This window comes from Sphaerisporangium rhizosphaerae, assembly GCF_042665155.1.
Lineage (GTDB): Bacteria > Actinomycetota > Actinomycetes > Streptosporangiales > Streptosporangiaceae > Sphaerisporangium > Sphaerisporangium rhizosphaerae.
The window spans coordinates 39,636-63,477 of sequence record NZ_JBHTCG010000042.1 but is presented as its reverse complement, the minus strand read 5'-3'; the positions used below and the strand labels follow the sequence as shown (position 1 = coordinate 63,477).

Below are 23,842 nucleotides of genomic sequence, written 5' to 3'. Positions count from 1 at the left end.
GAGCCGATGACGAGGTGATCTCGCGCAGCCGCCCGGCCGCCAGGGCCCGGCGCGGCGGCGCGGCGGCCGCCCCCGGCCTCCCCTTCACCGGCGATCCGCGCGACGGCGGCCATCCGGCCGCCCCCACCCCCTCCGAACAGGCCCGCGCGACGCGGTTCCTGCTCGCCGACCCCCCGCTGGCCGCCGTCGTCGGCAGGGCCTACGCCGAGGCGGCGCACCGTCCGCTCTCGTCGGCCGCCGACCTGCGGGTGCGGTCGCTGGTCTTCCGCCGGTTCGGGTGCGAGACCCGCCGTTGCCTGCAACTGTTCGTGTGGTTCCCGAACGGCGAGGAGCTCGACATCGGTCGCGTCGTCGTGGACATGGCCTCTGGAGGCGTCCGCGTACTGAAGTGGTGAGCACGCGCGGGTCCGCATGCTGGAGCGGTGAGCGCGCGAAGGCGTCCGCATGCTGAAGTGGTGAGCGCGCGAGGGGTCAGCACGCGGACTGATGGTGACGCCGCCCGGCCAAGTCGTCCCTTCACCCGGGGGCGGTGAGGCGGTTCCGGGCTTGCCGAACCGTGCGTTCGCCGTTCCCGCGGTGTGATCCGCCCGACATCATGGGTTGGCGGGACGATCTGGGGCAGGGTTAGCTCAATAACACCAATCACGGTGCCGAGGAGCAGTGAGCGAGCTGATGAACGCGGATCTTGACTTGAACCGGCTGGCCGGTGGCGCGCACCATGATCCGCACGTGATCCTTGGCGCGCACCTCACCCCCGAGGGCCTCACCGTCCGGGCGCTCAAGCCGCTGGCGGAGAAGGTCGAGCTGCTGCTGGATGACGCCGCGCACGAGATGAGCCACGTCGAGCACGGGGTGTTCGCGGCGACGCTGCCGGGGGTGGACAAGATCCCGCCCTACCGGTTGCGGGTCACCTACGCCGGCGCGGAGCCACACGAGGCGGGCGACCCGTACCGCCACTGGCCCACGCTGGGCGAGGTCGATCTGCACCTGATCGGCGAGGGCCGGCACGAGCGCCTGTGGGAGGTCCTCGGCGCCCGCGTCATGCGGCACGACGACGAGGACGGCACCGCCTTCGCCGTCTGGGCGCCCAACGCGCGCGGTGTGCGGGTCGAGGGCGGGTTCAACCACTGGAACGGCGCGGCGCACCCGATGCGGTCGCTCGGCCGGTCGGGCGTGTGGGAGGTGTTCATCCCCGGGGTCGGCGAAGGAGAGCACTACAAGTTCTCCATCCTCGGCGCCGACTCGGTGTGGCGGTCCAAGGCCGACCCGATGGCCCGCCGCACGGAACAGCCGCCCGCCACCGCCTCCATCGTCGACTCCTCCGCCTACGCCTGGCAGGACGACCAGTGGATGCGCCGGCGCGCCGAGCGGGACGCGCTGGCCTCCCCGATGAGCACCTACGAGGTCCACCTGGGCTCCTGGCGCCCCGGCCTGAGCTACGAGGAGCTGGCGACCCAGCTCGTGGAGTACGTGCGGGACATGGGCTTCACCCACGTGGAGCTGCTGCCGGTCGCCGAGCACCCCTTCGGCGGCTCGTGGGGGTACCAGGTCACCTCCTACTACGCGCCCACCTCGCGGTTCGGCGGCCCCGACGAGTTCCGCCACCTGGTCGACCGGCTGCACCAGGCCGGCATCGGCGTGCTGCTCGACTGGGTGCCCGCGCACTTCCCCATGGACGAATGGGCGCTGGCCCGTTTCGACGGCACCCCCCTGTACGAGCACTCCGACCCGCGGCGCGGCACCCACCCCGAGTGGGGGACGTTCATCTTCGACTTCGGACGGCGCGAGGTGCGCAACTTCCTGGTCGCCAACGCGGTCTACTGGCTCAAGGAGTTCCACATCGACGGGCTGCGCGTGGACGCGGTCGCCTCGATGCTCTATCTGGACTATTCCCGCCGCGAGGGCGAGTGGACGCCGAACATCTACGGCGGCCGGGAGAACCTCGACGCCGTGGAGTTCCTCAAGGAGATGAACGCGGTGGCCTACCGCGAGGCGCCCGGCATCGTCACCATCGCCGAGGAGTCCACGGCCTGGCCGGGGGTCTCCCGTCCCGTGCACCTGGGCGGGCTGGGGTTCGGGTTCAAGTGGAACATGGGCTGGATGCACGACACCCTGGCCTACCTGCACCACGAGCCGGTGTTCCGGCAGTACCACCACCACCAGATGACCTTCTCGCTGATGTACGCCTACTCGGAGAACTTCGTGCTGCCGCTGTCGCACGACGAGGTGGTGCACGGCAAGGGGTCGCTCATCGGCAAGATGCCCGGCGACGAGTGGCAGCGCTTCGCCAACCTGCGGGCCCTGTTCGCGTTCATGTGGGCCCATCCCGGCAAGAAGCTGCTGTTCATGGGCGGCGAGTTCGGCCAGGGCTCGGAGTGGTCGGAGGAGCGCGGCCTGGACTGGTGGGTGCTGGACTTCGAGCCGCACCAGGGCGTCCAGCGGCTGGTCCGCGACCTCAACCGCCTGTACGCCGACTCTCCGGCGCTGTACTCCCAGGACCACTCGCCGTCGGGGTTCCAGTGGATCGACGCCGACGACGCCTCCGGCAACGTGTTCTCCTTCGTGCGCCACGGCGCCGACGGCTCGATGGTGGCCTGCGTGGTCAACTTCTCCGGTCAGCCGCACCACGAGTACACCCTTGGCCTGCCCGCCGCCGGCCTGTGGGAAGAAGTGATCAACACCGACGCCTACCAGTACAACGGCAGCGGAGTCGGCAACCTCGGGTCGGTCGAGGCCGTCGAGCGGCCCTGGCACGGGCTGCCGTACTCCACGAGCCTGCGGCTGCCGCCGCTCGGCGCCCTGTACCTGCGCCACCCCGGCACCCGCGAGGCCGGCCCCGCCGCGGCCCTTCCGGCCGCCGAGCACGGCGACCCCGCGGCGGCCCTCCCCGCCGCCGAGGACGCGGGCCCGGCTGACGGCCCGCCCGCTGACGGCCCGTCCGCTGACAGCGCGCCCGCTCACACTGCGCCCGCCGACGGCCTTCCCGCCGCCGGGGACGCCCTGACCGGCGCGGCGCCTCAGAGCGGCACGGCCGCGGACGGCGAGGAGCGGCCGCCGGCGTGAACCGATGGGAAAGCGTGCGCCTCTTCCCCGGAAACGTCGCCTAGGGTGTCGCTATGGACGCGACAAAGTCGATCATGGACACCGTCGACAGGTTCCGGCAGCGGCGCACGGCTCCCCTGGTTCTCGAGCTCGACCTGACCGAGGGGCTCACCGAAGGGCCACCCGCCGACCCGCTCAGCGCCGTGCTGTCGATGCGCAAGACGCGCCTGGCCGACGTCCTGTCCGGTCTGCGCCGCGCGCGCAGGGACCCGCGCGTCAAGGCCCTGGTCGTCAAGATCGGCGGACGGCCCATCGGGCTCGCCATGGTCCAGGAGCTGCGCACGGCCGTCGTGCGGCTGCGGGCGGCGGGCAAGCTGACCGTGGCCTTCGCCGAGACCTTCGGCGAGTTCGGCGCGGGCACCGTGCCCTACTACCTGGCCAGCGCCTTCGAGAAGGTCTACCTCCAGCCGTCCGGCGACGTCGGCCTGACCGGCGTCTCGCTGGAGCAGCGCTTCGTGAAGAACGCGCTGTCGAAGATCGGCGTCGACTACCAGATCGGCCAGCGGCACGAGTACAAGACCGCGGCGAACATGTTCACCCAGGACCACATGACCGACGCGCACCGCGAGTCCACCGGGCGCATCGCCGAGTCGGTCATCGAGCAGATCGTGTCCGGCGTCGCCGAGGGGCGTGGCCTGGCCCCCGAGCGGGTCCGCGAGCTCATCGACCAGGGCCCGTTCATCGGCGCCGAGGCGGTCCAGGCGGGCCTGGTCGACCGGCTCGCCTACCGCGACGAGGTCTACGACGAGGTCCGCTCCGAAGGCGACCTGCTGCTGTACGTCTCGCGGTACGCCAAGGGCGCCATCGCCAAGAAGCTCCCGCACCCGGGCGAGCGCGTCGTCGCGCTGATCCACGGCAGCGGGCAGATCCGCCTGGGCCGCAGCGGGCGCAGCCCGCTCGGCGGCGCGGGCGCCATGGGCTCCGACACGATCGCCGCCGCCTTCCGCGCCGCCCGCCGCGACGACGCCGTCAAGGCGGTCGTCTTCCGCGTCGACAGCCCCGGCGGGTCGTACGTCGCCTCGGACGTGGTCTGGCGCGAGGTCGTCCTCACCCGCAAGGCCGGCAAGCCGGTCATCATCTCGATGGGCGACCTGGCCGCGTCGGGCGGCTACTTCGTCTCGATGGCCGCCGACGTGATCGTCGCCCAGCCGGGCACGCTGACCGGCTCCATCGGCGTGTTCGGCGGCAAGCCCGCCGTCGGCGAGCTGCTCGGCCGCCTCGGCGTCACCTCCGAGTCGGTGGACGTCGGCGCGAACTCCGGCATGTTCTCGCCCAGCCGCGCCTTCTCCGAGCCGCAGTGGGAACGGGTCAACGCCTGGCTCGACCGCATCTACGAGGACTTCGTGGGCAAGGTCGCCGAGGGCAGGGGCTTCGACCGCGACCGGGCCCATGATCTGGCCCGCGGCCGGGTGTGGACCGGCGCGGACGCCTTCGGCAGGGGCCTGGTGGACGAGCTCGGCGGCCTGGAGGACGCGCTGGCGATCGCCCGCAGCCGGGCCGGCCTGCCGAAGGACGCCACGGTGCGCCCCTATCCGCGCATGCATCCGCTCGAACGGCTGCGGCCGGCGGAGTCCAGCGAGGACAGGGCCGCGGCGCTCGGCCAGGTGCGCCTGGAGGCCTGGGGCCCTCTCGCCCGGGTGGCCGCCGAGCTCGGCCTGCCCGCGTACGGGCCGCTCATGCTGCCCGGCACGTGGACGATCCGCTAGCGCGGCGCCCCGCGCCACCGTCCGCCCGGCCGCTCTGGTGGCCCGGCGGCGGGCGCCGCTAGGCTGGTCAACCTGGTTGTCTGCCATTGAGCGAGGTCGTCCATCGTGTCCACGAACCCGCCGGGCTACGAGCTTCCCCTCCGGTTGTTCCTGGGGTTTCGCACCATCATCGACGAGGTGCACGCCGAGCTGGCCCGGCAGGGGCATCCTGACGTGCGCCCGCTGCACGGGTTCGTCATGCAGGCCATCGGCACGCACGGCACGACGGCCGCCGAGCTCGGCCGAAGGCTCGGGGTCTCCAAGCAGGCGGCGGGCAAGACGGTCGACACGCTGGAGCGCGTCGGGTACGTCGAGCGCGGCTCGGACCCGCACGACGCCCGGCGCAAGGTCGTGCGGCTCACCGAGCGGGGAGTGGACAGCCTCGTGCGGTCGGCCCGCATCTTCGACGACATCCGGGCGCGGTGGGCGCAGGTCCTCGGCGAGGACCGCCTGCGCGCCCTGGAGGCCGACCTGCGGGAGGTCACCCCGGCCGACGTCTTCCGCCTGGACGTCCCGGGCTGGTTCGGCGGCTTCGACTGACCGGCCGTCACCGGTCCGCCCGCGCCCTCCGGGGGCCGGATCCATCGAACTCCGGCAAACGGCTCTACTAGCGGATAATCCAGTACGGAACGAAATCGTTATGCTGGAGGAATGACCGCCATGGCTCCCGCACCCACCACACCGGACCTGTCGTTCCTGCTGGACCACACCAGCCACGTGCTGCGCACGCGGATGGCGGCGGCCCTGTCCGAGATCGGGCTCACGGCGCGTATGCACTGCGTGCTGGTGCACGCCATCGAGGAGGAGCGGACGCAGGCCGAGCTGGCCGAGATCGGCGACATGGACAAGACCACGATGGTCGTCACCGTGGACGCCCTGGAGAAGGCCGGCCTGGCCGAGCGGCGCCCCTCCAGCAAGGACCGCCGGGCCCGCATCATCGCGGTCACCGAGGAGGGGGCGAAGGTGGCAGCACTCAGTCAGCGCATCGTCGACCGCGTCCACCAGACGGCGCTCGCGGGCCTGTCGAAGGACGAGCGGGAGCTGTTCCTGCGGGTGATGAACCGCCTGGTCACCGACGAGCTGGCCACTCCGGCGGACAATCCGCAGCCGGTGCGGCGGGCGCGCCAGCGGGCAAGTTAGATCCGTCAGGGATCGTCTATAACAAAACCATCTGCTACGGTCTCTCTTGTCGTCTCATCCGACAGGAGAGAGAGCCCATGTCCCCCACCTCCCCCTCGCACGCCGGCCCGTCCCCCTCGCACGCCGCCCCGCGCCCCGCGGAGCCGCCGCCCCCGGCCCGGCCCCGTTCCCGGTGGATCGCCCTCGGGGTGATCGCCACGGCGACGCTGATGACCATCCTCGACGGCAGCATCGTGACCGTGGCCATGCCCGCCATCCAGGCCGACCTGGGCTTCTCCCCCGCCGGGCTGAGCTGGGTCGTCAACGCCTACCTGATCGCCTTCGGCAGCCTGCTGCTGCTCGCCGGCCGGCTCGGCGACCTGGCCGGCCGCAGGCGCGTGTTCCTGGCGGGGACCGCGGTGTTCACCGCCGCCTCGGTGCTCGCGGGCGTCGCCGCCGACCCCACCACGCTGATCGTCGCCCGGTTCCTGCAGGGCGCGGGCAGCGCCATGGCCGCCGCGGTCGGGCTCGGCATCCTGGTGACGCTGTTCACCGAGCCGGCCGAGCGGGCGAAGGCCATCGCCGTGTTCAGCTTCACCGGCGCCGCCGGCGCGTCCATCGGCGCGGTGCTCGGCGGCCTGCTCACCGACGCCCTCACCTGGCACTGGATCTTCTTCGTCAACCTGCCCATCGGCGTGGCCGCCCTGGCGGTCGCCGTGCCCGTGCTGCCCCGCGACCGCGGGCTCGGCCTGCCGGCCGGGGCCGACGTCGCCGGCGCGCTCCTGGTGACCTCGGGGCTCATGCTCGGCATCCACACCGTCGTCCAGGTCGAGACGCGGGGGTGGACCTCACCGGCCACCCTCGGGTTCGGCGCTCTGTCGGTCGCGCTGCTCGCCGGGTTCCTCGTGCGCCAGGCGACCGCGCGGACCCCGCTCATGCCGCTGCGCGTGCTGCGGTCGCGGAACGTCTCGGGTGCCAACCTCGTCCAGATGCTGATGGTCGCCGCGCTGTTCGCCTTCCAGGTCCTGACCGCGCTCTACACGCAGAAGGTGCTCGGGTACGGCGCGACCGCCACCGGCCTGGCGATGCTCCCCGCGGCGACCGCCATCGGCGCGGTGTCCCTCGGCGTCTCGGCCCGGCTGTACGCCCGGTTCGGAGAGCGGGAGGTGCTGCTGGTGGGCATCGCGCTCCTGATCGCGCAGCTCGTGCTGCTGGCCCGGGTCCCCGTGCACGCGAACTACGTGACCGACCTGCTCCCGCCGATGCTGCTGGCCTCCGGCTTCGGGCTGGCGATCCCGGCGCTGACCACGCTCGGCATGTCCGGCTCCGGTGAGCGGGACGCCGGGCTGGCCTCCGGGCTGTTCAACACCACCCAGCAGATCGGCATGGCGCTCGGCGTCGCCGTGCTGTCCACGCTGGCCGCTTCCCGCACCGAGGGCCTCTCCGCGCACGGGGCGAGCCCGGCCGCGGCGCTGACCGGCGGCTACCGGCTGGCCTTCGCCGTCGGCGCCGGCCTACTGACCGCGGCCTTCCTCGTCGCCCTGGTGGTGCTCCCCCGCCGGCCCCGCACTCCCGCCCACGAGACCGGCGACGACCCGGCCGGCGCGCGCGGCGATGATCAGGTCAGCGCGCGGTGACCATCAGGCGAGCGCGCGCGGTGACCATCAGGTCGGCGCACGGCGAGCATCAGGTCAGCGCGCGGTAGCGCCCGCGCAGCCGCACCAGCGGCGGCAGCGCCGGGGCCACGTAGTCGACCCCCAGCACCTGGGCGAGGAAGAGCGTGTGGTCGCCGCCGGGGATCACACGGGCGGTCTCGGCCTCGAGGGCGGCCACTCCGCCGTCGATGACGAAGGCTCCGGTGTGGCGGCCGCGGTGGTGCGGCGTCCCGGCGAGCAGCAGGCGCGCGCTCGGACGCCCGGGCGTGGCGAACCGGCTGGCCATCACCGCCTGGTCGCCGGAGAGCAGGGTCACCGCCCAGCGGTCCTGGCGCAGCAGCACCTCGCACAGGTACCCGGTGGAGGCCAGGCTGAGCAGCACCATGGGCGGGTCGGCCGACAACGAGGTGAACGTCGTCACCGTCGTGCCGATGTCGTCCCGCTCGTCCCGCACGGCGACCACCACGACCCCGGCGGCCAGCTGCCGCATCGCCTCCACGAACTCGTTCATGGCCCCCACTCCTACCACCGATCACCGACCCCCCGGCGCCCCGGGCGCGCCAGACCACGCCGACCCTGGCGCGTCGGTCCACGCCGACCCGACACCCCAGCCCCACGCCGCCCCGGGCGCCCAGCCCACGCCGACCTGGTCGCGTACGACCCATGCTGACCTGGCCGCGCCCAGCCCGCGGGGGTGACAGCGGGTCATACCCTGCGGGGTATCGCCGCGGGCACGGCGGCTCGGATACAACGGGGCGGTGAGCACGACAATGGAGGACACGCGGTTCGGCGAGGAGCTACGGCGCTGGCGCGAGCGCCGCAGGGTGAGCCAGCTCGAGCTCGCCATCAGCGCGGGCACCACACAGCGCCACCTCAGCTACATGGAGCGGGGCCGTTCGATGCCCGGCCGCACCATGGTCGTGCGGCTGGCCGAGTCGCTCGGCCTGTCGCCGCGCGAGCGCAACGGCCTGCTGCTCACCGCCGGATACGCGCCCGTCTTCCCCGAGTCGCGCCTGGACGAGCCGCTGCTGCGCCCGGTGCTCGACGCCCTGACCGGCGTCCTGGACGGCCACCTGCCCTACCCTGCGGTGGTCCTGCGCCCGTACGGGGAGGTGGTGGCGGCCAACAGCGCCATAGCCGTGCTCACCGAGGGGGCCTCGCCGGAGCTGCTCCGTCCGCCGGTCAACGTGCTGCGGCTGGCCCTGCACCCCGACGGCATGGCCCCGCGCGTGCGCAACCTCGCGGCCTGGGGCCGGCACATCATCGAGAACCTGCGGGCCATGGCCGCCAGGAGCCCCGACGCGCGGCTGGAGGGGTTCATCGCCGAGCTGTCCGGCTACGTCCCCGCGGCCGACCCGGGGCCCGACCACCTGGGCTTCGCCGTGCCGCTGCGCCTGTGGTCGCCGGAGGGCGAGCTGCGCCTGCTCACCACGATCACCTCCTTCGCCACGGCCGTCGACGTCACCCTGGCCGAGCTGCACCTGGAGGCGTTCCTGCCGGCCGACGAGCCCACGGCCGCCCTCCTGCGCGCCCGAGCGGCCCGCCACTGACGAGCACCCCACCAGACGGCGGCCCGCCACTGACGAGCGCCCGCCCGACGGCGGCCCTCCGCCCCGGCTGTGTGCCGGATGTGATCGGCGCCGGGTCGGCGGGTCGTCATGCGGCGATGCCGGCGCCGGCTACGGCGCCCGGCCCCGGTGAACGCTCGTGGAGGCCCACCGGGGCCTGTTTCCTGGATCTTGCTTTCGAGACTGTGACCTGGCGTGCGTTTGATCGTTTTCGCATAGTTTGGCTCGTGCAGGTCAGTCGGGGGTGTGGATGCGTTCTGAGTCGGGCTGGGTGGATGAGGCCACCGCGGGCGATCTGTTGGCTGCGGCCCGGGAGGGTGATGGGGAGGCGTTCGGACGTCTGGTGGGGCCCTTGCGGGAGGAGTTGCGGGCGTACTGCTACCGGATGCTGGGGTCGGTGCATGACGCGGATGACGTGGTGCAGGACACGTTCGATCGGGCCTGGCGCAGCCTGGGGCGGTTCGAGGACCGCGGATCGATCCGACCGTGGCTGTACAAGATCGCAACGAACAGGTCGTTGACGCTCATCGAGCGGCGGGGGCGGCGAGAGCTGCCCACCGATCTGAGCCCCCACGGCACATCGCCGGCCGAGGCCGGATGGCTGGAACCGTACCCGGACCGGCTGATGAGCTGGACGGCGGATCTGGGCCCGGAGGCTCGTGTGGTGGCGCGAGAAAGCGTGGAGCTGGCCTTCGTCGCGGCGCTGCAGCATCTGTCGGCGTCGCAGCGGGCGGTTCTCCTGCTGCGTGAGGTTCTCGGGTACGGCTCTGGGGAGGTCGCCGAGCTGTTGGAAACCACAGTGGCGGCGGTCAACAGTGCGCTTCAACGGGCCCGGAAGGCCGTCGCCGGTCTGCTGCCTGAGACGACCCAACAGCAGGTGTTGAGCTCGCTGAGTGAGGCGGCGCGGCGGGAGGTGGCCCGGCGGTATGTGGCCGCCTGGGAAGCCGGAGACGTCAACGCCATTGTGGCGATGCTCACCGAGGACGCGAAGTACTCGATGCCGCCGCTGACGGCCTGGTATGAGGGCCATGACGGCATCCGCGGCTTCCTGGCTCGAACCGCGGCGACGCGACGCTGGCGCTTCTTGCCCGCGCGGGCGAACGCGCAACTGGCGTTCGGCACGTACCTGTGGGACGAGGACCGGGGCGTGTACGTCGCCGCAGGTCTGGATCTGCTCGTTCTGCGCGGGGGGCGGATCGCCGAGGTGGTCTCCTTCTTGGGCGCCGATTTCTCGATGTTCGACCTGCCGGCGGAGCTGAGGGCAAGTGATTCCGCGGCGTGCGATGATTTCGGCGATCCGGGCGGGTTGTAGTCGTGACGAACCCGTTGACCCGGAAGGACGCGGTTGAGCCATGGCCACCGACGAAGAACAGATCCGCACCCTGATCGAGCGTTGGGCCGAGGCGGTCCATGCCGGTGACATCGACAAAGTCGTGGCCGACCACGCCGGCGACATCGTCATGTTCGATGTGCCGCCGCCGTATGAGGGCGTACGCGGCTTGGACACCTACCGCGAGACCTGGCCGCCCTTCTTCGAATGGCAGGCACAAGGTGCCTCGTTCGAGATCGAGTCGCTGGACATCACCGTCGGTGACGTCGTCGCGTTCGCGCACGCCCTGCTGCGGTGCGGCATGCCCGAGCAGTTCGCCGACAACCCCGACCTGCGCCTACGGTTGACCCTGGGCCTGCGCAAGGAACACGGCCAGTGGGTCGTCGCTCACGAACACCACTCGTTCCCTGTCGTCGACCTCGCGCGCGATGACGCCGCCGAGCAGGAGATACGCCGGCTGCACCAGCGCTGGTCCGACGACACCGCCGCCAGGGACCTGGACGGCATGATGGCCGCCATCGCCGATGACGTCGTCTCCTACGAGCACGAAGAACCTCTTCAGCACCTCGGTGTCCAGGCCGTACGGGACGTCTGTGAACGGAGCTTGGACGCCTCCGCCGATGCCATGGTGACCTGGGACGTTCCGGACCTGAAGGTCATCGCACGGGACGGCCTCGCTGTCGCATGGGGGCTCAACCACGTTCGGGTCGAGCACGCCGACGCCCAGGCGTTCGACGGTTGGTCACGCGGAACGCGGGTGTTCCGGCGAACGGAGGGCACATGGGTGATGATCCATCAGCACCTGTCCGTGCCGTTCGACCCCGCCACCGGTGAAGCGAGGACCGCCCTGCACCCCGAATGAACCGCGACAACGGCGAGTACGGTCGACCGGCACTCGCCCAGGCGTGACACGGTCGACCGGGACCCGCCCGGGCGCGTCGCGGGCTGCCGGCGTCATTGCGTACGGTCGTCGTATGACCGAGACGATGCGCGCGGTGGCCTACCGCAGATCCCTTCCCGTGTCCGACCCCGGCAGCCTGGAGGACGTCGAGCTGCCCGTTCCCACGCCCGGACCGCGTGACCTGCTCGTGCGCGTCGAGGCGGTGTCGGTGAACCCGGTGGACACCAAGGTCCGCAAGGGCGACGATCCCGGGGGCACGCCGAAGGTGCTCGGCTGGGACGCCGCGGGGGTCGTCACCGCCGTGGGCTCCGAGGTCACGCTGTTCGAGGTGGGCGACGAGGTGTACTACGCCGGCTCGATCACCCGTCCCGGCTCCAACTCGCGCTACCACGCCGTGGATGAGCGCATCGTCGGCCACAAGCCGCGGACGCTGGGCTTCGCCGAGGCCGCCGCGCTGCCGCTGACCACGATCACCGCCTGGGAGACGCTGTTCGACCGCTTCCGGCTGGACGCCGGCAGCACCGGAACCCTGCTCGTCCTCGGCGCGGCCGGCGGCGTCGGCTCGATGGTCGTCCAGCTCGCCCGCGCGCTGACCGGCCTGACCGTCATCGGCACCGCCTCGCGGCCCGAGTCGCGCGAGTGGGTGCTCGGCCTGGGCGCCCACGAGATCGCCGACCACCACGACCTGGTCCGCAGCGTCCGGGCCGTGGCGCCCCGGGGAGTGGACTACGTGTTCTCCCCCAAGACCGACGGCCAGATCGAGGCGTACGCCGAGCTGCTGCGGCCCGGCGGGCACATCACCGCCATCGACGAGCCGGAGGGGCTGGAGCTGCTGCCCCTGAAGTCCAAGAGCATCGCCTTCCACTGGGAGCTGATGTTCACCCGGTCGCTGTACGAGTCCGACGACATGATCGCCCAGCACGACCTGCTGGAGAGGGTCGCCGAACTGATCGACGCGGGCACCCTGCGCACGACCCTCACCACCGAACTGGCCCCGATCGAGGCCGCCACCCTCCGCAAGGCCCACGAGATGCTGGAAAGCGGCCGCACAATCGGCAAGGTGGTCATCACCGGCTTCTGACCGCCCCTGCCGCCGGCCCTTATGGCCGGCGGCATCCATGACCCATCGGATCCGAGAGAACCGGCTGTCGTCGGTGACGCTGCTGCGCCGGTTGGGCAACCACTCCCGCAAGAATCGCCTGTATCGGGCCTTTCGCAGCGGGCGCGCTCGCGCACGTTTCCGTTCCATCACCCCCGCGCCTTCGGCGGCGGGTCCACAACCGGAAGGAACGCCGCTTGTCGCCACCGCCGCCCGCACGGGCTCAGAACCGGTAGCGGAGAATGCGTGCCCCTTGCCGAGACAAGGCCGTACTGCGGGCGGTGAGACGGGTCAGCGCGCGCAGGGGTTGCGGGAACCCGGCTATTTCCGGTGCGCGGGTGAGGATCTGCTCCTCGATCAGTTCGAGGCCGGCGTCCCAGGACTCTGGTTCGCGTGGGTCGTCGAAGCCCTGGGCGGCTTTGATGCCCAGGGCCTTGATGGTCGGGTGGTACTTCATGGCCCAGGCCGCGAATCGGGTGTAGCCGTTGAGCGCGAGCTCGCCCGAAGGGAAATGGCCGGTCAGCGCGCGGGTCATCGCCTGGAAGGAGTCGCCGGGCACGAAGGGGAGCAGCCCCTCGGCGACGATCATCGCCGGCCGGTCACCGGGGATGGCTGTGAGCCAGTCGGAGCTGGTGAGGTCGGCTCCGACCAGGTGGGAACGGCCGGGCAGACATTCGGCCCGCAGGTCCACCACTTCCGGGAAGTCGATGTCGTACCAGTCGACGCCGGGCGGAGGATCACAGCGGAACATCCTGGTGTCCAGGCCGCAGCCCAGGTCGAGCACCACGCATCCGGGGTGCGCGGCGACGTAGGCGCGGACGACACCGTCGAGCTTCTTGGCGCGCAGTGCCGTGGTGAGGACGAGGTTGGGCTTGACCTTCAGCTTGCCGAAGTCGTAATCGATTCTGCCGGCCAGGTCGGCGGAGAGCGTGTCGCCGAGGATCGGGCTGGCTTGCCCGGCGTCCAGGGCTCTGGCGTGGAGAGTGAGCAGCAGCGTTTCCTGGATCAGTCCGAGTTTCGGTTGCCGGCGGTGCATTGGGTTCCTCAACGGTGTAGCGGATGGCGGGCCGCGAGGTTCTGCAGCCACGTCAGGGAGTCGTGGGCGGCCTTGATGCGCTCGGTGCGGTGCCCCTCGCCGCCCGCGATGTCGAGCCCTTCGTCGGCGATCTCGCCGAACGCGCTCAGGCTTTCGAGCTTGCGCTGGATGACCTTCTGCCAAGCGTCGTCTTCAATGCGGTAGTAGGAGACGCGATCGCCGGGCCTTCTCACCTTCTTGACCAGGCCGATGGCCGTGAGGAAGCGCATGTTGGAGGTGAGCGAGGCCCGGCTGGCCTGGATGACGTCCGCGATCTGGCCGGCGGACTGCTCGGCCGGGTCGCAGATCATGAGCCAGCCGAGGATGCGTCCGGTGATGGGCGGCAGCCCCCACTCCTCGACGCAGAAGGCGGCCACCCGTTCCACCCAGCGGAGCAACCGGTCCTGCGGTTCCTCAGTGCTCATCGTCGCGTCCTCTGTTGTCGATCGTGTGCCGGTTCACTCGAGGCTGTTGAAGGTCACATGTTCCATGGATCGCTCCCTACACAAGATAGCTAGCAATTTCAAACATGACTGAAATAGCTAGCAATGTCAATCTGGAAGGCCGTACAGGGTAAGGGAAGAGGTGGCGCACCGCCGCTCACGCCGGCGCATCGGCGGCATCCACGAGTGACAGGGTATTTCCATTACCTGTCACATCTGGCGTGTCGGCGCCGCGTCCGCCCAGCTCACCGCTCGCCCCGGCCGGGCCGGCGCAGCCGCTGACGGCAGGCATCTACGCCACGCGGTGTGTACCTGGCGTACCACGGCCGGACCCGATGAAGTCGACAGGTTCCGGCATCTTGATCGTGGACGTGGACCGCATCGGCCCGCGTCTGGCCGATGACGCGCGAGCATCGGGGGCTCACCCAAGAGGCACACTCACGGGCGCCCGGCCCTCTACGCCCCTTTGCCCAGCGGCTGGGAGTCAAGCCCCGCTAGTCCACCCCGAAACTGACACGCTCTGTGTCACTCCGATCACAGGCACCCCCAGTGGGGCGCAAGGTCGTGTGGCGGGAAGTCGAAGTCTGACCTTCCGGGCAGGTCAGATCACTTTGGGAGGCTCCGGTAGGCCGAGAGCCGCCCTCCTGGTGGTAGGGCGGCTCTCGGGGGTGGTTCTGTGTCGACGGCTCTGTCGGGTCACGGGCCGCTGTCAGGGGCGGGCCAGTCGGTCAGGCCAGGCCGTTTTTGGTCAGCCAGTCCTTGGCGACGGCCGGCGGGTCGTCCTTGTCGACGGCCACGCGCTTCATCATGTCGACGAGCCCCGCGGTGTCGAGCTTGGCGGAGATGGCGTTCAGCGTCGTGCGCACGGTGTCGTTCGCGCCGGCCTTGTTGACCAGCGGGGTGACGTTCTGGGCGCTGAAGACGCTCTTGGGGTCCTGCAGCGGCACCAGGCCGTTGATCAGGATCTTCGGGTCGGTGGTGAAGACGTTGCCGACCTGGACGGCGCCGCTCTTGATGGCGTCCGCGGTGGTGTCGCCGGTCGGCTTCCACTCCTTGAAGGTCAGGCCGTAGACGTCCTTGAACTGGGCCTCACGGCGCTTCTTGAACTCCGGCGGGCCGCCGACCGCGAAGTCCTTGGCGACCTTGGCCAGGTCCTCGATCGTCGTCAGGCTGTACTTGGTGGCGGTGTCCTTGGTGACCGACAGCGAGTCGTTGTCCTCGGCCGGGGAGGAGTCGAGGATCTCCAGCTCGGAGGCGAGCTTGGACTTCAGCTCGGTGTTGACGTCGTCTTTGCTGGCGGCGGTGCTCTTGGGGTCCAGGAAGCTGAGCAGACCGCCGTTGTACTCGGGCAGGACGGTCAGCGCGCCGTTCTTGACCTGGTCGTAGATGACCTCGCGGCTGCCGATGTTGAACTTCTCCTCCACCTGGACGCCCTTGGCCTGCAGGGCCTGGGAGTAGATGGAGGCGAGAAGGACGTTCTCCGGGAAGTTGGCCGAGCCGACGACGACCTTGGCGGCCGCGGCGGAGCCGGAGCCGGTCGAGCTGGGGGCCGCGCTGGCGCCGGTGTCGCTGAGCGGGTCGCCCCCGCCGCACGCGCCCAAGGAGAGCACCGCGGTCAGCGCGACCGCAGCGGTGGTAATAATTCGCCTCATAAGTGACTTAAATCCCTTCCAAATCGGGGGGTATTACAGGTTACCGGAGCCCGGAACGGCGGCTCACCCCAGGTGAGACCACCACACGCTGCAGTAACGCGAAACAGAGCTGCACGACCAGGGCGAGGGCGGCCACGAGGACCGCTCCCCCGATCGTGCTGGGGAAGTCCTTGGTCGCCAGCCCGTCGATGATGTAGCGGCCGAGCCCGCCGAGGCCGACGTACGCGGCGACGGTGGCCGTGGCCACCACCTGGATCGCCGCGACGCGCAGGCCGAGCAGGATCAGCGGCATCGCCACCGGGACCAGCACCTTCATCAGCACCTGGCCGCCGCGCAGGCCCATGCCGTACGCGGCGTCGCGCAGGTCGTCCTCCACGCCCCGGATGCCCTCGTAGGTGTTCACCAGGATGGGCGGGATCGCGAGCGCCACCAGCGGGAGCAGCACCGGCCAGGTGGTGCCGACCCCGACGAGCAGCACGATCAGCACCACCAGCCCCAGGGTGGGCAGTGCGCGGGCGGCGTTGGCGGCGATCACCACGAGCACGGCGCCCCGGCCGGTGTGGCCGATCAGCAGCCCGAGCGGGATGGCGATGAGCATCGACAGCAGCAACGCCACCACCGAGAACTCGACGTGCTCCAGCAGCCGGGCCGGGATGCCACCCGGCCCCGACCAGTTCGCCGGGTCGCCGAAGAAGTCGATCAGCCAGTTCACGCGGTCCTCCTGGCACGGGCCCACGGGGTGAGCAGGCGCTGGGCGAGCACGAGCAGGCCGTCGGCGAGCACGGCCAGCACCACGACCAGCACGATGCCAACGATGATCGGCGTGGAGAACTGGCGCTGCCAGCCGTCGATGAACAGGTAACCGAGCCCGCCTCGGCCGATCAGCGCGCCCACGCTGACCAGGCTGATGCTGGACACCGTCGCGACCCGCAGTCCGGCCAGCACGACCGGCACCGCGATCGGCAGGTCCACCTGGAGCAGTCGCCGCATCGGCCCGAAGCCCATGGCCACGGCCGACTGCCGCACGTGGTCGGGCACCGCCGCCAGCCCGTCCACCACCGCCGGGATCAGCACCGCCAGCGAGTAGAAGGTCAGCGGGATGATCACCGTGGTGCGCTCGGCCAGGCCGGTCAGCGGGATCAGCACGATGAACACCGCCAGCGACGGCAGGGAGTAGACCACGTTCATCAGGCTCACCGTGGGCTGGTAGAGCACCCGCCAGCGCGCGCTCGCCAGGCCCAGCGGCAGCGCGATGAGCAGCCCGAGCAGCACCGGGACCAGCGCCATGACGACGTGGTCCACCAGCAACTGCTGGATGCTCGGCCAGTTGCGCCCGATCCACGCCCAGCGGATCAGCGGCTCGCCCTCACCCATGGGACGCCGTCCCCTCACCGGGCGACCGGCGCGCGCCGGCGCCGGCGAGCGCCTCGTCCATGGCCTGCCGGGTGACGACGCCCTCGAAGCGCCCGTCGCCGTCCACCGCGATCGCGCACCCGGACGGCGCGAGCAGCGCGGCGTCCAGCGCGGCGCGCAGGGAGTCGGTGCGCGGGTCGAAGGTGCCGAACGGCAGCAACCCGTCGGAGGCGGGCGACCGTCCCGGGTCGTCCGCGCCCGGAGATTCCTCGGCGCCGCCCGTCCCGGAGCGGGAGGCGCCGGTGGCCGAGCCGTCCGCGCGCCAGCCCAGGGGGCGGCCGTCCGCGTCGAGCACCACCGCCCAGCCGGGGACGTCCGGCTCGCGCCGCACCGCCACCCCCTCGGCCGGGACGAACGACAGCCGCCGGATGCCGCGGTCCCTGCCGAGGAACCCCTCGACGAAGTCGTCCGCGGGCTCGGCCAGCAGGGTCGAGGGATCGGCGATCTGGGCGAGATGACCGCCCACCCGAAGCACCGCGACGGTGTCGCCCAGCTTGATCGCCTCGTCGATGTCGTGCGTGACGAACACGATGGTCTTGTGCAGCTCGGCCTGGAGCCGCAACAGCTCGTCCTGCAGGCTGGTGCGCACGACCGGGTCGACCGCGCTGAACGGCTCGTCCATCAGCAGCACCGGCGGGTCGGCCGCGAGGGCCCTGGCCACACCGACGCGCTGCTGCTGCCCGCCCGAGAGCTGGAACGGGTAGCGGCCGGCGAGCTTGGTGTCGAGCCCGACGCGCTCCAGCAGCTCCATCGCGCGGGCGCGCGCCTTCTTCTTGTCCCAGCCGAGCAGGTACGGCACGGTCGCGACGTTGTCCACGATCTTGCGATGCGGGAACAGGCCCGCCTGCTGGATGACGTAGCCGATGCCACGGCGCAGAGTGGGAGGATCGATCTGGCGGACGTCCTGGTCGTCCAGCAGGATGCGCCCGGACGACGCGTCGATCATCCGGTTGATCATCCGCAGTGACGTCGTCTTGCCGCAGCCCGAAGGCCCGACGAAGACGGTGATCGCCCCGGTCGGCACTTGGAGACTGAGATTGTCGACGGCCACCGTCCCGTCGGCATAACGCTTGGTGACGCCTTCAAATGTGATCACGCACGACCTCGTGCTTCTCGGCCGGGCCCCGTGGCCCGGAAACGTCGAGTCGGCTGCGCACGGCTACCACCCGCTCGGCAGCCCCCACGGTAGGTGACGGCCCGACCGCGGGTCCACTTGATCTTTCCCGACACAGCCTATGGGGATCTTCGACAATCTGTCCCAAGACCTCGCTCATGCCTACTTGTCAGCATTTCCGAAAAGGGGCATCGCGCCGTGTGCGTGCCCTTCTTCCTGGTACTTTCGCGATATCTATCAAAGTGGCATCGATTAGTGCGGTCCTCGGCCGCCCCTTGACATGATTGGCCCCCACGCTTCCACTGACGCTCCCTCTGACCTCTGCCGTCACACCCAACCCCCCGACCCCGCTCGAGAATTCCAGAGGTACCGGCTGTGACTCCATCGCTCATCGATCGCCGCCCTCGTGGCGAGCTGGTCGCCGAGCTCTACGACCGTCACGCCGCCGGGCTGTTCGCGTACTGCCACGACCAGCTCGGTGACACCGCCTCCGCCGCCAACACCCTGGTGGCCGTTCTCACCGGCGTCCCGGCCATCGAGCCCCCGCGCGCCGCCCTGTACGCGCTCGCCCGCCGTGAGATCTACCGGCGCGATGTCGCCTACTCCTTCCCCTCGGTGGACCCCGCCGCCGACCCGGTGACCGCGCTGGTCGAACGGGTGGTGCGCGAGGTGCGCCCGCACCAGCGCGAGGTGCTGCTGCTGTCGGCGGTCTGCGGGCTCGACACCGTGGAGCTCGCATGGGTCCTGGACGTCGCGGCCGACACGGCCGAGCAGCTCATGATCAGTGCGCGTCACCGCTTCGCCCGTTCCCTGGCCTCGGCCGTCTCCTCCGCGCGGGCCACCACGCCCTCCGCGCGGCTCGCCGCCGAGTACGACGTGCTCGGGGTCGCGCCCGCCGAGGAGTCCCTCGGCCGGCTGCCCTGGCGCACTCCCGCGCCGTCCCTGCGCACCCGCGTCCTCGCCGCGGTGCCCGAGGAACCCGCACCCGACACGGCCAAGGCGTCCGCGCGAGCCCCGCAGCAGAAGCGGTGGCCCACCACGCCGCGCTGGCCTCTGCCGCTCGCCGAGCCCAACCCGGTCACCAACGCCGGCGTCTTCCCCGCGCCGGAGCTCACGCCTCCGGCCCCCGGCCGCAGATCCAAGCACGAGGCCACCACCGAGCCGATGCCCAGACTCCGCGGCGCCTCCCGCCCCGCCGGAAAACCGGCTCGCGCGTCTCGCTCCCGTTTCCGCGCCACCGAAGCCCCCACGCCATCCTCCACGCACGCCCCCTCCGGCACGGCCGACGGCCCCGGCGTCACGTCCCGCACGACCGACGCCCCGGGCGCCCCCTCTCACCCCACCGACGTCTTCGGCGCCGCTCCCCACTCCACCGATGTCTTCGGCACCGCTCCCCTCTCGCCCGACGTTTTCGGCGCCGCTTCGCACTCCACCGACGCCCTGAGCCCCACGTCCCGTACGACCGCTCCCTCGGACACCACGTCCCGCTCCACCGGCGTTCCGGGCACCGCATCCCACGTGGCCGGCGAAGCCCGGCCCTCCTCTCAGTCGGCGGACGAGCCCCGCACGTCCTCGCGTCCGGCCCAGGAACGGCGCGGCGCGTCTCGCCCGGACAGGAAGCGGGGCGCCCCTGGCGGCGAGGGCTCGCTGTTCAAGAACGCCCTGGCGAACGGCCAGTGGCCCACCCTGCAGCGCACCTTCAGTGTGGGCCCCACCTCCCCCCAGGAGCCCGCCGAGCACGGCCTCGTCCCATCCGCGCCCGCCCGGCCGGACCTGTTCCCCTCCCGGCCCGCCCCCTCCCGCGCCTCTCACGGCGCGGACGACCTCTCCGGAGGTCAGTCGCCTCCGCACCCGGCCGGTGCCGACCCGGAGTCGCGGGACAGGCCGAAGTCTCCCCTGGCGGCGTTCCTCGCCGGAGCGCGGAACCTACTCAGGCGCACGAAGACCCCGGCATCCCCCGCTCCTACAGCCTCCCCCACGACGCCTCCCGTGCCCGAGGCCTGGCCCATGGGATCGTCCACGGCCTGGCCCGCGGAACCATCCGCGCCTCGGGGAGCAGCCTCGGCGCCTCCGCTGCCCGCTTCCGGCGCCACCTTCGTCGCCCCTACGGCGGCCCACGACGGGGTACCCGCGTCATCCCAGCGCCCGTTCCCCGCCGTGCCCACGACGTCCCACGTGGCAGCGGCCTCTAGCGCGCCCCCGTTCCCTGAGGCTCCCCTGTTCCCCGAAACCGGCCCGGCCTCCGGTGCACCCCCGCTCCTCGATCTGGGGTCGGCCTTCGGCGCACCGCCGTTCCCCCCGGGCGGCTCGGCTTCGGGCGCACCGCCGGTCTTCGCGGCGCCGCCGCCCGCGTTCGGCGCGGCCTTCTCCGCGTTGGAGGCGCCGCCCGCACAGGACGGCTTCCCCGCCGCCGACGCCGACGCCGACACGAGCTTCGGGGACGGCCCTTCGACGGTCGAGATGCCCGCGATCTCCGCGTCCATCCCCGCCGCCCACGCCGAGGCCCCCGCGTCCACCGAACCGGCGATCGCGTCCACCTTCTCCCCTTCCCCGGAGATCCCGGCGCCGGACGCCGGACCGGCGGCCATCGGACCCGCGCCGGCCTCCATGACCCCGGAGCCCGCGTCCACGAACTCCGAACTCCCCACCACGGACCCCGCATCCACGCCCACGAAGAATGGGTCCGCGTCCACGGCATCCGGGGCCGCGTCCCTGGACTCCGGGGCCGTGGACGCGGACGGGGACGACCCCGCGTCCGAGGCCGCCCCGGCGAGCGTCACGGCCACGGCCACGACGTCCGGCGGAGTGACCCGGCCGCGCCGCCACGACCGGCTGAAGCCGATCAAGATCGGCGAGCACCACTACGACTGGCTCTGGGAACTGGCCGGTTTCCTGCTGTGCGTCGCCATCGCGATGCTCGTCTTCTTCACGGTCCCGACGATCGTCACCCCATAGTGCTGCGACCGGCGCACGTGCGCGGGTCACCCACCGCACACGCGCGCCGGATTCGCCGCCCCTCGTCCCGCCGACCCGGCGCCGGAGAAGGTCCAGCCATGGCGGGGAGAGCATCGCACCCCGGCGACGGCGAAGGCCCCGCCAGGGCCAGGCGAGCACCACCCCCAGCAAAAGCGCAGGCGCCCGCCAAGGCGGCAGTGCTTTGAGCCCCGCGAAGCTACACAAGGCCCCGCCGAAGCCAGAAGAACACCACACCCAGCGACAGCGAAGGCGCCCGCCACGGTTGGTGAGGGGTGGGGCACGAGCGGCCTGCGCCGGAGGGGGGTCGGGTGAGTCTCATCCGATCCACGAGGTCGAAAGCGAAAAACCGCCGACCGGCCTCGCTTGTCGGGCGGTCGACTCAGGGGGCGGACTTCCGGCGCGACAGGCTAAAGCTCCGGTGGCAGGCCGCATGCCGGGAACAGGTCGGCGTCGAGGAAGGCCACGACGTGCCCTACGCCCGCGGCGGTGACGGTCAGCACCTGCAGGGCGTGCGGCCGGTGGACGCCGTCGTCGCCTCGCGCGTAGGAGCCGAAGGCGGGTTGTTCGTTCACGCGCGCCGCGACCATCCGGTAGCCGCCTCCGGCCAGGATCCTGGCGCCGAGGAACCGTCCGACCGTCTCGCGTCCGCTGAACCAGGTGGGGATCGGCGGCATCTCCCAGACGACATCGTCGGCCAGCACCGCCATCAGGGCGTCGACGTCGGCGTTCTCGAACGCGGTCGCGTACCGGTCGAGCAGCCCGCGCTGGGCCGGGTCGTCCGGCTCGGTGAGCCCTTCCGCGGTGGGCGCGATCTGGCTGAGCTGCGCCCGGGCGCGCTGCAACGCGCTGTTGACCGCGGCCGTCGTGGTGCCGAGCAGGTCGGCGACCTCGCCTGCCCGCCAGGCGAGCACGTCGCGCAGGATCAGCACCGCGCGCTGCCTGCCGGGAAGGTACTGCAACGCGGCGATGAACCCCAGCCGCATGGTCTGCCTGGCCTCGACGATGACGGCCGGATCGTCGGAGGCGGTACCGAACAGTGCGCCGGGAGCCGGTTGCAGCCATGGCACCTCGGGCAGCCGGGAGCGCGGCGATGCGTCCGGGTCGTGGCTCGGGCCGCCCAGCCCGGAGGGCAGCGGCCGGCGGCCGTTGCCCTCCAGCGCCTTGAGGCAGGTCCGCGTCGCGATGCGGTACAGCCAGGTGCGCATCGAGGAGCGGCCTTCGAAGCCGGCGTACCCGCGCCACGCCTGCAGGTAGGTGTCCTGGAGCGCGTCCTCGGCGTCGTGGACCGAGCCGAGCATCCGGTAGCAGTACGCCAGCAGTTCCCGCCGGAAGGGTTCGCTGAGCCGGGCGAACCCGTCGTCGGACGCTCCGGACGCCGGGTCCGCCGGCAGCCGCGCCGTACGCGTCACGGCACCTCCGCTCATCCCATCGTCCAGAACATGAACGCCATCGCCGCGGCCATGAGCGCGTGAGCGACGTGGGAGATCCTTTCGGCGGCGCCCCGTGCCCCGTCGCCGGAAGCGGGTCGCGCGCCGCGGAACAGGAACCACAGTCCTGTGGCCGCGAACGCCAGTATGAGCGTCCATCTGAGTGGTATCGACTCGATCATCGCAGGACTCCATGTCCGGGACGGAGGGGTGACGCCCCGTCGGTGGGGGCCTCACCCGCCTTGCCGCCCGCGTGCTCAGTGGTGGTGGGCGTGGTGGTGGTCGTCGCCCGCGCCGTCGCCGTAGGTGTCGTGGTAGGGGAACTGGTTGACGTAGCGGTCCCGCCCGAGGGGCGTCAGGTCGAGGTAGTGGTAGGTGCTCAACAGCACCTCGGCGCCGCGCCCGTAGGTCGAGTAGGTGTGGAAGACGGCGTCCTGGTCGCGGACGAAGACGCTCAGGCCCTGCGCGTCGCCGTTGACCGCGTACTCCAGGCCCTCACGTTCCATGGCGGCCCTGTTCTTGTAGTTGTACTGGACCGGTGCGACGGACTCGTCGTTGGTGACGTGGAAGTCGTGGTTGAAGTCGCTCCCGGCCGAGGAGTACCACGGGATGGTCCATCCCATCCGCGCCCTCCACCTGTCGATCTTCGACAGCGGCGCGCGGGAGACGAGCGCGAACGTGGTGTCGCTGCCGTGCAGGTGCTCGAGGCGGCCCACGTTGTCGACCGCGAACGAGCAGCTCGGGCAGCCCTCTTCCCAGCCGTCGTTCCACATGAAGTGATAGACGATGAGCTGGCGGCGGCCCTCGAACAGCTCGCCGAGGCGCGCCTTGCCGGCCGCGCTCTCGAACTCGTACTCCTTGTCGATCTTCACCATGGGCAGTTCGCGGCGCTGTGCGGTGACCGCGTCCTGCGCCCGCATGACCTCCTTCTCCCTGTCGAGCAGTCTCAGCCGGGCTGCCAGCCACTCGTCACGGGACGCCGTCCGCGGAAGAGCCATCGTCTTCCCTCTCTACTGAAGTCGATCACGATGTGGGCGGACGGCGGAACCTGCGGCCGTGGCCTCGGCGAGCCTGACCGACCGGCCGGCATCGGACACCGGATCGCGCGGTCGGCGAGCCGTCCACATGTACAGAGGCGCCATGGCGCGAAAACTCATCGGAGAGGGTCCGGAGAGCGAGCGGCGTCCTGTGCGCGCCCTTCAGCGGGCCCGCGCAAGCCGGTC

At 71.4% G+C, this 23,842-nt stretch carries 21 protein-coding genes; 11 read left to right on the top strand and 10 right to left on the bottom strand.

Translation table 11 applies throughout. From position 1 onward, the window contains the following. The 6 genes from ACFQSB_RS36290 to ACFQSB_RS36265 form a co-directional block, all read left to right on the top strand. On the top strand, positions 1 to 395 hold a 395-nt coding region (locus tag ACFQSB_RS36290), incomplete at its 5' end, for a hypothetical protein (protein WP_380831534.1). 277 nt (positions 396 to 672) lie between these two features. Continuing rightward, a complete protein-coding gene (gene glgB / locus ACFQSB_RS36285) occupies positions 673 to 3,063 on the top strand; it encodes a 1,4-alpha-glucan branching protein GlgB (protein ID WP_380831535.1) in 2,391 nt (796 codons plus the stop codon). A 53-nt stretch (positions 3,064 to 3,116) separates the two neighbouring features. Continuing rightward, complete coding sequence (locus ACFQSB_RS36280) at positions 3,117 to 4,808, top strand: S49 family peptidase (protein WP_380831532.1); 1,692 nt, start codon at positions 3,117 to 3,119, stop codon at positions 4,806 to 4,808. Positions 4,809 to 4,913: 105 nt separating this feature from the next. Next, on the top strand, positions 4,914 to 5,387 hold the full coding sequence (locus ACFQSB_RS36275; RefSeq protein WP_354847171.1) for a MarR family winged helix-turn-helix transcriptional regulator: 474 nt from the start codon (positions 4,914 to 4,916) through the stop codon (positions 5,385 to 5,387). A gap of 111 nt (positions 5,388 to 5,498) precedes the next feature. After that, complete coding sequence (locus ACFQSB_RS36270; RefSeq protein WP_380831530.1) at positions 5,499 to 5,987, top strand: MarR family winged helix-turn-helix transcriptional regulator; 489 nt, start codon at positions 5,499 to 5,501, stop codon at positions 5,985 to 5,987. 77 nt (positions 5,988 to 6,064) lie between these two features. Continuing rightward, positions 6,065 to 7,603, top strand: coding sequence for an MFS transporter (locus ACFQSB_RS36265; RefSeq protein WP_380831528.1), 1,539 nt, complete (start codon positions 6,065 to 6,067; stop codon positions 7,601 to 7,603). A 49-nt stretch (positions 7,604 to 7,652) separates the two neighbouring features. Here ACFQSB_RS36265 and ACFQSB_RS36260 read toward each other — a convergent pair whose 3' ends face one another. Beyond that, the gene (locus tag ACFQSB_RS36260) at positions 7,653 to 8,132 is read right to left on the bottom strand and encodes a flavin reductase family protein (protein WP_380831526.1); all 480 of its coding nucleotides are present in this window, start codon (positions 8,130 to 8,132) and stop codon (positions 7,653 to 7,655) included. Between the two features lie 247 nt (positions 8,133 to 8,379). Here ACFQSB_RS36260 and ACFQSB_RS36255 point away from each other — a divergent pair, with 247 nt between their 5' ends. From ACFQSB_RS36255 to ACFQSB_RS36240, 4 genes are all read left to right on the top strand, one after another. After that, positions 8,380 to 9,171 (top strand): helix-turn-helix domain-containing protein, encoded by a 792-nt coding sequence (locus tag ACFQSB_RS36255; protein ID WP_354927957.1) that lies wholly within the window; start codon positions 8,380 to 8,382, stop codon positions 9,169 to 9,171. Positions 9,172 to 9,439: 268 nt separating this feature from the next. Beyond that, positions 9,440 to 10,501, top strand: coding sequence for a sigma-70 family RNA polymerase sigma factor (locus ACFQSB_RS36250; RefSeq protein ID WP_380831524.1), 1,062 nt, complete (start codon positions 9,440 to 9,442; stop codon positions 10,499 to 10,501). A 40-nt stretch (positions 10,502 to 10,541) separates the two neighbouring features. Next, complete coding sequence (locus tag ACFQSB_RS36245; RefSeq protein ID WP_380831522.1) at positions 10,542 to 11,381, top strand: SgcJ/EcaC family oxidoreductase; 840 nt, start codon at positions 10,542 to 10,544, stop codon at positions 11,379 to 11,381. 112 nt (positions 11,382 to 11,493) lie between these two features. After that, a complete protein-coding gene (locus tag ACFQSB_RS36240; RefSeq protein WP_380831520.1) occupies positions 11,494 to 12,501 on the top strand; it encodes a zinc-binding alcohol dehydrogenase family protein in 1,008 nt (335 codons plus the stop codon). 241 nt (positions 12,502 to 12,742) lie between these two features. On the opposite strand, the gene ACFQSB_RS36235 is transcribed toward ACFQSB_RS36240, so the two are convergent. From ACFQSB_RS36235 to ACFQSB_RS36210, 6 genes are all read right to left on the bottom strand, one after another. Continuing rightward, positions 12,743 to 13,555, bottom strand: coding sequence for a class I SAM-dependent methyltransferase (locus ACFQSB_RS36235; protein ID WP_380831518.1), 813 nt, complete (start codon positions 13,553 to 13,555; stop codon positions 12,743 to 12,745). 8 nt (positions 13,556 to 13,563) lie between these two features. Continuing rightward, complete coding sequence (locus tag ACFQSB_RS36230; RefSeq protein ID WP_380831517.1) at positions 13,564 to 14,019, bottom strand: GbsR/MarR family transcriptional regulator; 456 nt, start codon at positions 14,017 to 14,019, stop codon at positions 13,564 to 13,566. 746 nt (positions 14,020 to 14,765) lie between these two features. Beyond that, positions 14,766 to 15,689, bottom strand: coding sequence for an ABC transporter substrate-binding protein (locus tag ACFQSB_RS36225; RefSeq protein ID WP_380831515.1), 924 nt, complete (start codon positions 15,687 to 15,689; stop codon positions 14,766 to 14,768). A 40-nt stretch (positions 15,690 to 15,729) separates the two neighbouring features. Further along, positions 15,730 to 16,401, bottom strand: coding sequence for an ABC transporter permease (locus ACFQSB_RS36220; RefSeq protein ID WP_354847143.1), 672 nt, complete (start codon positions 16,399 to 16,401; stop codon positions 15,730 to 15,732). Then, a complete protein-coding gene (locus ACFQSB_RS36215; protein ID WP_354927981.1) occupies positions 16,398 to 17,063 on the bottom strand; it encodes an ABC transporter permease in 666 nt (221 codons plus the stop codon). Before ACFQSB_RS36215 ends, ACFQSB_RS36220 begins: the two co-directional genes overlap by 4 nt. Further along, complete coding sequence (locus ACFQSB_RS36210) at positions 17,056 to 18,198, bottom strand: ABC transporter ATP-binding protein (protein ID WP_354847137.1); 1,143 nt, start codon at positions 18,196 to 18,198, stop codon at positions 17,056 to 17,058. The genes ACFQSB_RS36215 and ACFQSB_RS36210 overlap by 8 nt, the downstream gene beginning before the upstream one ends. Positions 18,199 to 18,591: 393 nt before the next feature. Between ACFQSB_RS36210 and ACFQSB_RS36205 the strand changes: the two genes are divergently transcribed. After that, a complete protein-coding gene (locus ACFQSB_RS36205; RefSeq protein ID WP_380831513.1) occupies positions 18,592 to 21,171 on the top strand; it encodes an RNA polymerase sigma factor in 2,580 nt (859 codons plus the stop codon). Positions 21,172 to 21,599: 428 nt separating this feature from the next. Here ACFQSB_RS36205 and ACFQSB_RS36200 read toward each other — a convergent pair whose 3' ends face one another. The 3 genes from ACFQSB_RS36200 to ACFQSB_RS36190 all read right to left on the bottom strand — a co-directional run bounded on the left by ACFQSB_RS36200 (position 21,600) and on the right by ACFQSB_RS36190 (position 23,617). Then, a complete protein-coding gene (locus tag ACFQSB_RS36200; RefSeq protein WP_380831511.1) occupies positions 21,600 to 22,601 on the bottom strand; it encodes a sigma-70 family RNA polymerase sigma factor in 1,002 nt (333 codons plus the stop codon). A gap of 11 nt (positions 22,602 to 22,612) precedes the next feature. Continuing rightward, the gene (locus ACFQSB_RS36195) at positions 22,613 to 22,801 is read right to left on the bottom strand and encodes a DUF5134 domain-containing protein (RefSeq protein ID WP_380831509.1); all 189 of its coding nucleotides are present in this window, start codon (positions 22,799 to 22,801) and stop codon (positions 22,613 to 22,615) included. 75 nt (positions 22,802 to 22,876) lie between these two features. Continuing rightward, on the bottom strand, positions 22,877 to 23,617 hold the full coding sequence (locus ACFQSB_RS36190; RefSeq protein ID WP_380831507.1) for a DUF899 domain-containing protein: 741 nt from the start codon (positions 23,615 to 23,617) through the stop codon (positions 22,877 to 22,879). Between the last annotated feature and the right edge of the window lie 225 nt (positions 23,618 to 23,842).